The following is a 13,402-nucleotide window of genomic DNA, read 5'->3' on the forward strand; positions in this document are numbered from 1 at the left end:
CGCCGCCAGCGGGGACACGGGTCGCGGCGGATCGGCCGCGGGGCGCGCCGTGCTCGTCGCCCGGACGCCCGCCCAACTGCCCGGGCCCGGCGACGTGCCCAGGGCGTACTCGGTGGAGGACCTGGGCATGCCGGCCTTCGACTACGCGCCGGCCGACGACGGCCGTCCCGAGCCCGGGGAAGTCGTGTGGACGTGGGTGCCCTTCGAAGAGGACCGTTCCCAGGGCAAGGACCGCCCCGTCGTCGTCCTGGCCGAGGCGGGGCCGTGCATCGTCTTCGCCCAGTTGACGTCGAAGGACCACGATCGGGACGCGGCGCGGGAGGCGCACAGCGGGCGCCGCCGGCTGGACGTGGGGGCGGGCGGCTGGGATTCGAAGGGGCGTCCCTCCGAAGCTCGCATCGACCGGCTGCTGTGCGTGCGTCCGGAACGGGTGAGGCGGGAGGGCGGCGCTCTGGATGGATCGCGCTTCACAGAACTCGTCGCCGCCATCCGGGCTTGCCACGGCTGACATCTGGTAGTATCTGCTTTCGGACTTCACACCTGGTCGGGTGGTGGTCCAGTCGGGGGCGTACCACGGGAACCCCACTTCCCCAGTCCCGCCCGCGGCGAATCCCTCACCGACCGTGTACACATCGCCGCCGGGCGATTGAACCGAAAGTAGAGCACGTGGCAAACATCAAGTCGCAGAAGAAGCGCATTCTTACCAATGAGAAGCGCCGCCTTCGCAACAAGGCGGTCAAGTCGGAGTTGAAGACCTACGTGCGCAAGACGCGCGAGGCCGTCGCCGCCGGCGACGTCGAGACCGCCGAGGCAGCCCTGCGGGTGGCCACCCGGAAGCTCGACAAGGCCGTCTCCAAGGGCGTCATCCACAAGAACCAGGCGGCCAACCGCAAGTCGAAGCTTGCGGTGCAGGTCGCCAAGCTGGCCAAGTAGCCGGTAACAGCCAGTGACAGGGGCAGCGGTTTCCGCTGCCCCTGTCACTGGCTTCCGTCATCTCTCCCAACGGAAACACCGCGCCGCCAGAACCCCGCACAGCACGCCCATTGCGATCAGCGAGGCTGCGGACCCCCAGTGTTGGATCCACCCCTCGCCTTCCCACAGACCCTTCGTCAGAAAGGTCAGCTGCGTGAGCGGGGAAAATCTCGCAACCGCGGCCACACCCTCCGGGAGCTGGGAAAGCGGAACCGCCGCGCCTGAGAGGAAAATGAGGGGGTAGACGAGGATGTTGCCTATCCCCTGCGCCGCGCCCTGGGAGGGCAAGAGCCCCGCCAACAAGTAGCCCAGCGCCATGAACGCGCACAGCCCCAGAGCCGTAGCCAGTAGGACGTTCACTGCCCTCACTGCATCGGCGCCGACGCCGAATCCCACGATCGCCACCGCGTAGAGGCAGGCTATCGACAGCAGGCTCAGGGCCACGCGAACGGTCAGATCCGCCGACATGTAGACGGCCGGGCGAAGCGGCGTCGCCCGGAACCTCCTGAGCACTCCCGTCTCTCGCTGAGTCACGAGGTCGACGGGAAGGATGATGACAGCCGCGATCGCGATGACGATGCCGGGGAAGGCCGTGACGTTCGCGTCGAGGAAGCCCTGGCCGCCGAACTCCTTCTTCGGGCCGTTTCCGAATATCAGCCCCATGATCAGCATGAACGTCGGAGCGAAGGCGATCATGAACACGACGTTCGCCGGCTCGCGCAGCGTGCGCAGGGCCGTGGTCTTGAGGACTTTCACAAACACGCGCATGTCAGTTCCCCTCCCTCATCGCGCGGCCCGTCAGGGCGAGAAAGACGTCCTCGAGCGAGGCCTTCGACGTTTCAATGTCTTCAACAGCCGCGCCCGCGGCCTCTATGGCGCGGACGGCCTCACCCGGGAATCCGCCGGCCGAATGCAGCCTCACGGTCAGGCCGTCGATCGATGCGTTCGAGACCCCGGCGACGTTCGCGAATATCTCAGGGCCGACCGGCCGGCTGGTCTTCAGAGTCACGAGGTTCGCGCCGCCGAGCCCGGCGATGAGGCCCGGCACGGTGTCGAGCGCGATGATCCGCCCGCGGTCGACGATCGCGACCCTGTCGCACAGGGCCTCCGCCTCCTCCATGTAATGGGTGGTCATGACCACGGTGCATCCGGCGTCTCGGATCGAGCGGACCACATCCCACATCGCCAGCCGCGCCTGCGGGTCCAGCGCTGTGGTCAGTTCGTCGAGGAAGACGATCTCCGGCCGGCTCACCAGCGCGAGCGCGATCGACACCCGCTGGCGCTGGCCTCCCGAGAGCTTTTCGACGTAGGAGTTTTTCTTGCCGGACAGTCCGAGCTCGGCGATGAGCTCGTCGGCGCCCCTGGGATTTTCATAGAAGGATCCGAACAGGTCGATGGCCTCGCCGACTTTCATTCTCGTCGGCAAAGCCGAGGATTGGAGTTGGACTCCCACCCGCGCCCGCCACGAGCGGTCGGCGACGTCCGGATCGGCGCCGAGGACCCGCGCGGCGCCCGACGTCCGGCGCTGGAGCCCCTCCAGGCACTCCATGAGGGTCGTCTTTCCGGCCCCGTTCGGGCCGATGATTCCGAAGATTTCACGGTCGGCGACGTCGAAGGAGACGCCGTCGACGGCGAGAAGATCGCCGAACCGCTTCGTCAGGGATTCGACCGCCACTGCCGGCGCGCCGGTCGAGCCGCGCGCATCGGTCGACATGCGCGTGCTCATCGTGAATCGCCGCCGCCGTCGGCGACCTTCCCGGCGGGACCACCCGCATTCGGGGTCTCTTCGTCGCCGTTGACTTTGCTTTCGAGTGGATTCGCGGCATCGCCCGCGTTCTCAGTTCGGTCCGAGTTTCCGGCGCCGTCGCCCTCGTTTTCGCCCTCGGGCGGCATCACCCCCGGGAGCATCGATCGGACCAGTCTCGCCACGGGATTGTCTTGTTTGCTCAGAAGGAGCTCGAGCGGGATGAGCGCGATGCCTTCGTTCGGGTCGGTCAGGACGACGAGCTGGGCACCCGCCTCGATTCTCAAGTCCCTGCGCGCCTTGGCCGGAATGGCGACCTGACCGCGCTGGCCGACCGTCACCACCCCGTGAAAGCCACGGCCGCCTGGGCCGTAAGAGCTCGTGTTGACAGGACTCATAACAGTTCTTTCTCTTGTGTTTTTGCGGGTCCCCCGCCGTGCGAATCGCCCGCCGTCGGGGAAGCTTGCGGTTTTACGCTGCAACGGCTTTCGTCTGATTTTTTCGGCTGACGACCCGTTCGGGCTCGTTGAGCCTTGCGACGCCGCTCTCGCCCAAGCGATGCGCCTCAACCAATGAGCCTATTGCATGTAAAACCTGTATACATGACACCCTACATTCGACGAAGCCCGTCGACAAGGCCTTTCGGAAGTTCGGGAGCCTTTGTCAATCTTGCGTTTCCCCTGATATTTCGCCGCTTTCCTCGATGTCTCGAAACTGCGACACTGAGGCGACCGTCCTGCCACATCGCCCCGATAGCCTTGAAGCGCAGCAGGGCGCCGGCCCTCGCATCGATCGGAGTCACGGCTCCCAAGGAAAGGACAAGCAATGAAGACGTGGAAGACCACTGGACTCGCGCTCACAGCCTGCCTCGCTTTCGCCGCGGCGGCCTGCCAGGCTGAAGTCAAGGACGACGCCGCGAGCAAGGGCCCGGGCGTGACTGTCACCGGCAACAACGATCAGAGCGTCACCGCCACCGGCGGGGTCTCCAACAAGGCCGACGGAAAGGACTCCGAGCAGAACATCGCTTCCGACAGCGGGTCGAGCAGCTCGAAGGACTCGAAGGGCGGCTCGACCGCGGGCGCCTCTTCGAAGGGCGGTTCGTCGGCGCAAGGCGGGACGACCGTCGACGACGACGATTGGAAGGAGGCGGCGGCCGACAGGAACGCCACCGCGGCCACCGTCGTCGGCGGGAACGCGGTCGTCGCCAACTCCGGCGGAACCGTCCACGTCAAGGAGAACGTCGACCAGATCACCGTTACCGGATCGGACGTGAAGGTCCTCGCCAAGACGGCGAAGAAGGTCTCGATCCAGGGTTCGAACGTCAAGGTGTTCGTCGAGCGGGTCTCCTCCGTGGACTTCAACGGGTCCGACAACGAGGTCGAGTGGGCGAACGGTTCGCGGCCCAAGATCAACGACAACGGCTCCGATAACAAGGTCGAAAAGGCCGACTGACACGGGGGCCGGCCAAGTCCTGCCGTGCGAGCCGGCACAGTCACAGACACGGTGATAAGGTCGGCCGGACAACACGAGCCGGCAATCTCGGCGGACCACGCAGGCCGACGAGCTCAGCCGACAACACAGGCCGGCGAGGTCGGCCGAAACGAACGGCACGGTTGCGGCGTCTCCTCCGCAACCGCGGCCGTGTTCGGAGAGGACGGAATACATGGCCGACAAGCCGACCAACCGGCAAACGGTCCTGCTGGTCGACGACGAGTCGGCCATCACGGACGCGCTCGCCCCCTATCTCGAACGCTCCGGCTTCTCGGTTGCAGTCGCCCACGACGGCGCCGAAGGCCTCGACGTCCACGATGAGATCAACCCCGACATCGTCGTCACGGACGTCATGATGCCTCGACTGGACGGGCGCCAGCTCGTGCGCGAGATACGCGCCCGCGGCGGATGGACCCCCATCATCCTTCTGACGCAGATCGACCAGTCCTACGAACGCTCCGCGGCCCTGGACGAGGGCGCGGACGACTATCTTTCAAAACCCTTCGACCCGCAGGAGCTGGTCTCTCGCATCCGCGCCGTCCTGCGGCGGACGGCGGCGGCCCCCAAACCCTACTCGGCGGCTGACCGGCTGGTGTGCGGCGACCTCGTGCTCGACCGAGTCGCATTGCGAGTCTTCCTCAAAGCCCGCGAGGTCACGCTCACCCCCAAGGCGTCGATGCTCCTCGACTACCTCATGACCCATCCCGGCGAACTCCACACCCGCGAGCGGCTCCTGGCCGCGCTGTGGGGAATCGACTTCGCCTCATCGACGCGGGCCGTCGACCACCGCATCCGCGAGATCAGGAGGGTCCTCGGCGACGACCCGACCCAGCCGACCTACATCGAAACGGTGCCGTCCGTGGGATACCGCTTCATCGGGGCGGTGCGGGCATGAAACGGATTCGTCTGCGCAGGCTCGTCTTCGTGCTTCTGCCCGCGGTCGTCTGCCTCGGCGGCGCCGTAGCGTGGCGGTTTTCGGGCGAGTCCCGCTACCTCCTTGTGAAGTTCCCGCTTCCGACTCTGCTCGCCTCCGCCGGGCTGTTTCTCAGCCTGTGCGCTTGGATCGCCCTCGCCTGGCGAAGCGGCAGAAAACGAGAGTACGCCGACGGGTTGAAAGCCGGCCAGGAAGAGCTGCGCCAATCCCACCGCCAGTTTCTCCGCCGCCTCGACCACGAGCTGAAGAATCCTCTGACGGCGCTGCGAGCCGCCGCGGCCAGCCACGACGCCGAGGATCCGAGCTGGTCGATCGTCACCGCGCAGTCCTTGCGCATGAGCCGCCTGTTGACCGATCTGCGCAAACTCTCCGAGCTGGAGACCTCCCCGATCGACATCGAGGACGTGGATCTGGAGGAGACCGCGCGCGACGCCGTCGACGCCGTGGCCCAAGAGCTCGCCGCACGCGGGGAAAGCAGATCGTTCTCCCTGAGCTTCCCGGAGGCGCCCTGGCCGCTTTCGCATGTGGCCGGCGACGCCGACCTGCTCTATTCGGCTGTGTACAACCTCGTCTCGAACGCCGCGAAATACTCGGGCGCCGAATCCGTCATCGAGATTCGAGGCTCGGAGGGCCAAGGGACCGTCACCGTCGAGGTCGCGGACACCGGTATCGGCATTCCCGCCGAGGACGTCGGCGCGGTCTGGGACGAGCTCAGCCGGGCGAGCAATTCCGGCGGGCATCCGGGCAACGGCCTCGGCCTGGCGCTGGTGGCGACGATCGTCGCACGCCACGGCGGGACCGCGCAGATGAGCTCCCGCCTGGGAGTGGGAACCTCGGTGTCCGTCACCCTCCCCTCGGTGCACTCGGCGTGAGGCCAGCCGAAGGGCAGCCAGCACCGTCGACAGGCGCAGCCGCCAGCCTCGTCGCCGGCGGTAGCCGTGCCGCAATCGAACGGGCATCGCGGCTCGAGCCCGGCCGACGGCCGTTTCAGACCAGGCCGAGCCTCGTCAGAGCTTTCGCCAGCCCGTCGTCGTCGATGGGGTCGGTGACGATGTCGGCTCCGGCTTTGACGTCGTCGTGCGCGTTGCCCATCGCGACGCTGACGCCCGCCGCGGAGAGGACTTCCATGTCGTTCGTCGAATCCCCGATGGCGACGGTGTCGGCGATCGGGACGTCCAAGTACGCGGCGACGTCGGCGAGCCCCGTCGCCTTGGACACGTCTCTTATGAGGATCTCTCCGACCTCCCTGGCCCCCGTCTGGACGGTTCCGGGATCCGCTCGCAGGGAGTCGCCGAGTGCGCGGTCGAGGCCGTCGATGGTGATGTCCGATCCGCGGGGAAGGACGAACGTCGCCTTCGATGCGGACCGGGGCTCGCCGTAGTCCAAGTAGGGGGCGATCTGGCGCCTGTAGGGCATCCACGCGTCGTCTTCGTCCTCGTCGGGCCTGGTGAAGGCTTCGAGGAACGAGTCGGACGCGTAGAAGACCTCGGGCGCCTGCCACAGCCACGCGATCCCGTGGCTGCGCAGGACCTGCGTCGAGCGCCGCAGCGTCTCGGCGTCGATCCGTCTGTCGGCGATCACGTCTTCGTCGACGCGCACGTAGGCGCCCGCGGCGCCGACGAGCCCGGTGAATCCGAGGTCCCACAGCCACGGGTAGAGTTCGGGGATCGAGCGGCCCGTGCACAGCATGAGTCTGTTCCCCGCCTCGGCCGCCGCGACCAGGGCCTCACGCGCCGAGTCGGGCACCGTCTGGCGTTCGTCGATGAGGGTGCCGTCGACGTCGATGAAGATCAGCCTTGTCACACGCCAAGCCTACCCAGAATCGCCCTCCCGCGCCGTAGCGAGGAAGGGCTCCGTCACAGTTCGGCGATGATCTTCTCGACGCTGTCCTTGGCGTCCCCTAGGAGCATCTGGGTGTTCTCCTTGAAGAAGAGCGGGTTGACGAGGCCGGCGTACCCGGCGTTGCCCATCGACCGTTTGAAGACGACGACGCTGCGGGCCTCCCACACGTGGAGCACGGGCATGCCCGCGATGGGAGAGCCGGGCTCCTGGGCGGCGGGGTTGACGGTGTCGTTGGCCCCGACGACCAGGACCACGTCGGTCTCGGCGAAGTCGCCGTTGATCTCGTCCATCTCCTCGACGATGTCGTAGGGCACTTTGGCTTCGGCCAGGAGGACGTTCATGTGCCCGGGGAGGCGGCCCGCCACCGGGTGGATGCCGAAGCGCACTCTGACGCCGGCCTCGCGGAGCTTGCGCGCGAGCTCGGCGACCGGATACTGGGCCTGGGCCACCGCCATGCCGTAGCCCGGCGTGACGATCACCGATCCGGCCTCCCGGAGCGTGCGGGCCAGGTCCGCGGCGGTGGTCTCCCTGTGCTCGCCGCTCTCGCCGCTCTGGCCGGCCGGGGCCGCTCCGCCGGATCCGAATCCGCCGAGGATCACGGAGACGAAGGATCTGTTCATCGCCCGGCACATGATGTACGAGAGGTAGGCGCCCGAGGAGCCGACGAGCGCCCCGGTGATGATGAGCAGATCGTTGCGGAGCGTGAAGCCGGCCATGGCGGCCGCCCAGCCCGAGTACGAGTTGAGCATGGAGACGACGACGGGCATGTCCCCTCCGCCGATCGCGAGCACGAGGTGCGCGCCGAGCGCCAGGGCGACGACGCTCAGGATGGCGAGCGGAACCGAGGCCGCCGCCTGGGACGGGGCCCGGACGAACCACGCGATGCAGGCGACGCAGGCCGCGATCGCGCCGAGATTGAGCCAGTTGCGGCCGGGGAGCGCGAGGGGGGCGCCCGAGATCCTCGCGGAGAGCTTGAGGTAGGCGACCACCGAACCGGTCAGCGTGACGGCTCCGATGAAGACGGCCAGGCCGATCTCCCCCATGTGGAACGGCTCGACGCGTGAGGCGGAGGAGGGTCCGCGCGGCCAGTCGATGAAGGAGTTGTACCCCACCAGGACCGCCGCCAGGCCGACGAAGGAGTGGAGGAGCGCGATGAGCTCGGGCATGCCCGTCATCTCGACTCTGCGCGCCTTCCATATGCCCGCGGCCGCGCCGATGGACATCGCGACGGCGACGAGGGCGAAGGTCTGAACGGATTCGTTCCTCGGGGAGCTGACGGACACCCAGACGGTCGCCACGAGGGCGAGCGCCATGCCCGCGGCGCCCAGCAGGTTGCCGCGGCTCGCGGTCGCCTGCTTGGACAGGCCCGCCAGGGCGAGGATGAAGAGGACGGCCGCCACGATCGACCCCAGCGACAGGAATCTGCCGGCCAGGTCGGACGAGCCTCCGATGACGTTGGGGATGTCGTTCACGTCGCTCAACTCCTCTGGAACATCTTGAGCATCCGGTGGGTCACCGCGAAGCCGCCGAAGATGTTGACGGATGCGACGACCGTCGCGACGAAGGCGAGGATCTGGACCCAGACGCCGCTGGCGGCCGTCCCGATGACGGCCCCGACGACGATGATGCCCGAGATCGCGTTCGTCACCGACATGAGCGGTGTGTGCAGAGAGTGGGTGACGTTCGTGATGACGTAGAAGCCGACGACGACGGCCAGGGCGAACACCATGAAGTGACTCTGCATCTCACGCGGAGCGGCCATGACGAGCCATGCGAACAGCGCTGCCGCGCAGAGCGCGGGGACGAGGCTCTTCCACCTCCTCCATCGCGGCGGGGTCCGCCTCGGGGAGGACGGCGCGTCCGGCTCCTCGCCGCCCTCGGACGCGCCGGACGGGGCGGGGGGCGGCGCGGCGGAGACGTCGACGGGAGGCGGCGGCCACAGGATCTCCCCCTCGAGGGTGACGGTCATGCTGCGGACCACCTCGTCGCCCATGTCGAGGGTGAGGACGCCGTCCTTGCGGGGCGTGGCCAGAGCGAAGAAGTTGACGACGTTCTGCCCGTACAGCTGGGAGGCCTGCCCCGGGAGGCGTCCGGGCAGGTCGGTGTATCCGATGATGAACACGCCGTTCTCGGTTCTGAACACCTCGCCGGGCCGGGTCAGCTCGCAGTTGCCGCCGGTGGAGGCGCCCATGTCGACGATGACCGAGCCGGGCTTCATCTGCCGCACGGCCTCGGCGGTGATGAGCAGCGGGGCGGGCTTGCCGGGTATCTGGGCCGTGGTGACGACGATGTCCGACTCGATCGCCTGGCGCGTGTAGACCTTCAGGGACAGGGCCTCCTGCTCGGCCGACAGCGCCCGGGCGTAGCCGTCGGAAGACGTCTGCTTGACGGGTATCTCGACGAAGTCGGCCCCCAGGGAGGCGACCTGTTCGGCGGCTGCGGCGCGCACGTCGGTGGCCTTGACGACGGCGCCCATCGAGCTGGCCGTGCCGATGGCCGCCAGGCCGGCGACTCCGGCGCCGATGACGTAGACGGTCGCGGGGGGAACCTTGCCGGCGGCCGTCACCTGGCCGGTGAACAGGCGCCCGAACGCGTTGGCCGCTTCGACGACCGCGCGATAGCCGGCGATGTTCGCCATGGAGGAGCGCACGTCCATCGACTGCGCGCGGGAGATCCTCGGCACCGCGTCCATGGCCAGGACGGTGATCCCCATGGAGGAGAAGACCTCCACGTCGGAGGAGTGCGCGTCCGGGTCGACCCGGCAGACGAGCGTGGCCCCCGCCTTCACGAGCGCGAGCTCCGCGTCGGGAGGCGTGTCGAGGCAGGTCACGACGTCCGCGCCCCACGCCTGTTCTTTCGTCACGATCTGCGCGCCGGCCTGACGGTACTGCTCGTCGAGGTAACTGGCGTCCAAACCTGCGTCCTTTTCGACGCACACGTCGTAGCCGAGCCCGATGAGCTTTCCGACGGTGTCCGGTGTGGCAGCAACTAGGGATTCCCGCGTGTGTGGCTCCTTGGGCACGCCGATGAGCACCTTCACTCCTCACTTCGTCATGACTGAACGCGGGGCCTCCGCCATTGGACGGCCCCGGGGACAAGCCTACTGGCTCGCGGACGCCTCTGTCATTCCCGCGGCGGGGGCCGCCGCGCAGCCGGCCTCCTCCGCTCCCCGCGGCGTCAGGGCCGGCGGGGGCGCGAACGGCCGCTCCCCGCAAACGCGTCTCGGCAGTCCGCACCGACGCCGCACCGGATTCCGCCGGCTCACCGGCCCCTCGCCGAGGCGACGCGCACGATAGCGCGCTCGAGGGCGAACTGGGCGTCGCGGGAGGCGCCCTTCACTTCGGCGTCGGCCTGGGCGACCGCGAGGATGGCGGCGGCCAGTCCCTCCGAGGTCCAAGATCCCACGTCTCGGAGGGCTCGCTTGCGCTGCCAGGGCGCCATGGCCGGGTCTCCGTCGCGAGGGGGGCGGTTGCGCTGCGCCGCGGCGATGGCCAGCTGTCGGAGCTTCGAGGCGAGGGCGGCGACGATGGGCACGGGAGGCGTGCCCGTCGCGATCGCGTGCCGCGCCAGGGCGACGGCCTGCCCCGCCCGTCCGGACACGGCGGCGTCGGCCACCGCGAACTGGCTGGCTTCGACCCGCCCGGCGTAGTAGGTGCGCACGGCGTCTTCGTCTATCGTCCCGTCGACGTCGGCGAGGAGCTGGGATGTGGCGGCCAGAAGCTCTCCGACGTCCCGTCCGAGGGCGTCGACGAGGGCTTCGACGGCCGGGCGCGTCATGGTGCGCCCGGCTCCCGCCACGTCCGATCTGACGAGTTCCGCCTTGTCGGCGTCGGTTTTGACGGCCGGGATCTCGCAGCGCTGGTATCCGGCTTCGGCGATGGCGTCGAGGAGCCTCTTCCCCCGCGTCCCGCCGTCGTGTCGGGCGATGAGGACGACGTCCTCCTCGGGCGCGGCGACGTATTCGAGCGCGTCGGCGAGGAAGGCGTCGTTCATCCTGTGCAGTCTGGAGGCGACGATCGCCCTGGGTTCGCCGAAGAGGGAGGGGCCCGCCAGGGTCCTCAGAGTGCCGGCGCCGTACTCCTCGGCGTCGATCCTGGTCACCGCGGTCGTCCGGTCGCGCTCCAGGGCGGCGCGGACGAGCCGGGCGACGGCCCTGTCCCCGACGACGGGCTCGCCGACGAGGAGGAGAACCACCGGGGCGAGGTCGAGCCTATCCCAGGCCGGGCCCTTCGGTCTGCTCTGTCGTGCCGCCACGGGTCAAGTATCGCACGCTCATCCGACGGGCCGCTCGCATCGCGAAGTCACCTCGGATCCGCGGACGACAATCGTCCCGCATGCGCGGGTGGTGTACAGGTCGGCCGGCGCGTACATCTGGAGCATTCGGGCCGATGGGTGCCCGTAGGAGTTCTCCCCCACGGAGACGAGCGCTATGGAGGGCCGCGCGTTCCTGGCCAGGCGGGCGGATTGGTCGGCGCTGCCGTGATGCGCGACGACCATGACGCGCGCGGGTTCGACGGCCGAGGCGAATCGAGACTGGGAGGATGCGGGCTGGTCGCCCATCACGAGCAGTCCGCCGGGGATCTCGACCCTGACGGCGATGGACTGCGCGTTCGCCTCGGCGTCTCCCGGCGGGGCGTCGCCCCTCGGCCAGAGGACCCGCACCGCCGTGGCTCCGTCCCTCCCGCGCCTCTCCTCGCCCTCGGCGACGGTTTTCGCCGTGATCCCGCGACGTGTCAGGTGTTTGTCGAGCCATGCGCCGTTGACTCGGGGATCCATGTTCGGCGACACCCACACTTCGCCGACGTCGGCCGCGTCGAGCACGCCGGGGACGCCGCCTATGTGGTCCGAGTGGGCGTGGGTGAGGACGAGCAGGTCGATCGAGCCGACCCCCGCGGCCCGGACGCACTGGGACGCCGCCTCCCCCGGCGGCCCGGCGTCGACCATGATCGTCAGCCCGTGGGCGCGGACGAGGACTCCCGCCCCCTGCCCGACGTCGCACTGGACGATCTGCCAGTCGTCGGGGATGTCGGCCCCCGCCGAGCGCGCCTGGCGCCAGATGAGCGCCGCGAGCAGTGCGAGGGCGGTCAGGGCCGCGAGCGGGCGCTTGACGGCGAGCATCGCGGCGAGGATGGCCAGGCACGCCGCGAACGTGGCGGCGTTCGAGATCCCCGATCCAGGCCAGCGGCTGAGGGTCGTGGCGACCGCGTCGATCCACCAGGTGCACATGCTCGCGGGGACGAGGAGCAGGCTCGCGACTCCGCCCGCCCACGGTGCGGCGAGGGCGGCCGCCAGGCCGGCGACGGTGAGCGGGGCGACGACGGGGGCGACGAGCGCGTTCGCCAGAACGCCCCACGCCGAACCGTTGTCGGTGAACAGCGCGAGGATCGGCAGGCACGAGATCTGCGCCGCCAGGGGGATGGCGAGCGCCTCGGCCAAGAGGGGAGGCATCCGCGTGGCGAGATGGTCGGCCAGAGGGCCTCCCACCACGATGATGCCCAGCGTCGCGCCCGCTGAGAGGTAGAAGCCGTAGCCGGTGGCCGTCCACGGGTCGAGCGCGACGATCGCGATCGTCGCCGTCGACAGCGCGGACACAGCCTGCGTCGAGCGCCCCAGTGCGAGGGCCGCCAGGACGACCGCGGACATGGCCACCGCTCGCATCACCGACGCTTCGGGCCCGACGAGGGCCACGAGGCAGCACACCGACGCGGCGGAGAGGGCCGCCGCCGTGCGCCTGGCGCGGCGCCCGACGACGCCGAGCACCATCGCCAGGAGGATCGAGACGTGGCCTCCGGAGACGGCGATGAGATGCGTCAGCTGGACGAGTCGCATCGCAGCCTCCAGCGGCGCTGCGAGTCTGTCGGAGCGCCCCAGCGCCACCCCGGGGACGAGCCCTCGGGCGTGGGCCGGGAATCCGTCGAGCCTGTCGGACAGCGCGTCGTCGATGCGCCCGACGATGCGGGCCCGCATCGTGGGCTCCCCGTCGATCCGGGTTGTCCGCGCGTACACCGCGCCGGCGGCCCGGCGTCCGCTGGCGACCGGTTTGATCCGACCGCTCGCTTCGAGGCGCTGTCCCGTCCGCGCATCGCAGGGCATGTTCCATACGAGCATCCGGACGTGGCCGCCCACCGGCAGGTCTCTGCGGCCGGCCGCCATCCTCTCGGGCCGGACCTGTCCGGCGCAGCCGGTGCCCGCGCGCGCCAGGTCCTCGTCTACGACCGCGGTCAGCCGGACGTCGCCGCCGGAGGCGACGGCCTGCCGGACCCCTTCGGGAGCGGCGGCTTGCAGATGCGCCCAGGCGACGCTCCATCCCACGCTGAGGCCGGCCAGGCATGCCAGGCCCATGCGCCGTGCGTGCGCGGCGCCGCGGCGAGGCCGCCCGGCCGCGGCGTCGGGTCCGGGTCCGTTCCCGGCCTCTGGCT

General features: G+C 69.3%; 13 protein-coding genes. 5 read left to right on the forward strand and 8 right to left on the reverse strand.

Annotated features, from left to right (window positions below; translation table 11 throughout):
- Window positions 1-508, forward strand: a 508-nt coding sequence (locus tag HMPREF0043_RS06440; protein WP_021602162.1) for a type II toxin-antitoxin system PemK/MazF family toxin, incomplete at its 5' end; no start/stop codon positions are given.
- Window positions 509-666: 158 nt separating this feature from the next.
- Entirely contained in the window at window positions 667-933 is a 267-nt protein-coding gene (gene rpsT / locus HMPREF0043_RS06445; protein ID WP_021602163.1) for a 30S ribosomal protein S20, read from the forward strand.
- 57 nt (window positions 934-990) lie between these two features.
- On the opposite strand, the gene HMPREF0043_RS06450 is transcribed toward rpsT, so the two are convergent.
- The 3 genes from HMPREF0043_RS06450 to HMPREF0043_RS10745 are packed head-to-tail and all read right to left on the reverse strand — an operon-like array spanning window position 991 to window position 3,114.
- A complete protein-coding gene (locus HMPREF0043_RS06450) occupies window positions 991-1,740 on the reverse strand; it encodes an ABC transporter permease (RefSeq protein ID WP_021602164.1) in 750 nt (249 codons plus the stop codon).
- 1 nt (window position 1,741) lies between these two features.
- The gene (locus HMPREF0043_RS06455) at window positions 1,742-2,698 is read right to left on the reverse strand and encodes an ABC transporter ATP-binding protein (RefSeq protein ID WP_021602165.1); all 957 of its coding nucleotides are present in this window, start codon (window positions 2,696-2,698) and stop codon (window positions 1,742-1,744) included.
- Window positions 2,695-3,114, reverse strand: a complete 420-nt coding sequence (locus HMPREF0043_RS10745) for an AbrB/MazE/SpoVT family DNA-binding domain-containing protein (RefSeq protein ID WP_084432348.1) — start codon at window positions 3,112-3,114, stop codon at window positions 2,695-2,697. Before HMPREF0043_RS10745 ends, HMPREF0043_RS06455 begins: the two co-directional genes overlap by 4 nt.
- A 427-nt stretch (window positions 3,115-3,541) precedes the next feature.
- Here HMPREF0043_RS10745 and HMPREF0043_RS06465 point away from each other — a divergent pair, with 427 nt between their 5' ends.
- The 3 genes from HMPREF0043_RS06465 to HMPREF0043_RS06475 all read left to right on the forward strand — a co-directional run bounded on the left by HMPREF0043_RS06465 (window position 3,542) and on the right by HMPREF0043_RS06475 (window position 6,013).
- On the forward strand, window positions 3,542-4,168 hold the full coding sequence (locus tag HMPREF0043_RS06465; RefSeq protein ID WP_021602169.1) for a DUF3060 domain-containing protein: 627 nt from the start codon (window positions 3,542-3,544) through the stop codon (window positions 4,166-4,168).
- 211 nt (window positions 4,169-4,379) lie between these two features.
- Window positions 4,380-5,102, forward strand: coding sequence for a response regulator transcription factor (locus HMPREF0043_RS06470; RefSeq protein WP_021602170.1), 723 nt, complete (start codon window positions 4,380-4,382; stop codon window positions 5,100-5,102).
- Complete coding sequence (locus HMPREF0043_RS06475) at window positions 5,099-6,013, forward strand: sensor histidine kinase (protein WP_021602171.1); 915 nt, start codon at window positions 5,099-5,101, stop codon at window positions 6,011-6,013. Before HMPREF0043_RS06470 ends, HMPREF0043_RS06475 begins: the two co-directional genes overlap by 4 nt.
- A gap of 115 nt (window positions 6,014-6,128) precedes the next feature.
- Here HMPREF0043_RS06475 and HMPREF0043_RS06480 read toward each other — a convergent pair whose 3' ends face one another.
- From HMPREF0043_RS06480 to HMPREF0043_RS06500, 5 genes are all read right to left on the reverse strand, one after another.
- Window positions 6,129-6,944, reverse strand: coding sequence for a Cof-type HAD-IIB family hydrolase (locus HMPREF0043_RS06480; RefSeq protein ID WP_021602172.1), 816 nt, complete (start codon window positions 6,942-6,944; stop codon window positions 6,129-6,131).
- A 53-nt stretch (window positions 6,945-6,997) separates the two neighbouring features.
- A complete protein-coding gene (locus HMPREF0043_RS06485; RefSeq protein ID WP_040318027.1) occupies window positions 6,998-8,446 on the reverse strand; it encodes an NAD(P)(+) transhydrogenase (Re/Si-specific) subunit beta in 1,449 nt (482 codons plus the stop codon).
- A 14-nt stretch (window positions 8,447-8,460) separates the two neighbouring features.
- On the reverse strand, window positions 8,461-10,017 hold the full coding sequence (locus tag HMPREF0043_RS06490) for a Re/Si-specific NAD(P)(+) transhydrogenase subunit alpha (protein WP_040318028.1): 1,557 nt from the start codon (window positions 10,015-10,017) through the stop codon (window positions 8,461-8,463).
- A 227-nt stretch (window positions 10,018-10,244) separates the two neighbouring features.
- Entirely contained in the window at window positions 10,245-11,237 is a 993-nt protein-coding gene (gene holA / locus HMPREF0043_RS06495) for a DNA polymerase III subunit delta (protein ID WP_040318023.1), read from the reverse strand.
- An 18-nt stretch (window positions 11,238-11,255) separates the two neighbouring features.
- Window positions 11,256-13,402, reverse strand: a 2,147-nt coding sequence (locus HMPREF0043_RS06500) for a ComEC/Rec2 family competence protein (RefSeq protein WP_232206063.1), incomplete at its 5' end; no start/stop codon positions are given.

It is taken from the genome of Actinobaculum sp. oral taxon 183 str. F0552, assembly GCF_000466165.1.
In the GTDB taxonomy this organism is placed as follows: domain Bacteria; phylum Actinomycetota; class Actinomycetes; order Actinomycetales; family Actinomycetaceae; genus Peptidiphaga.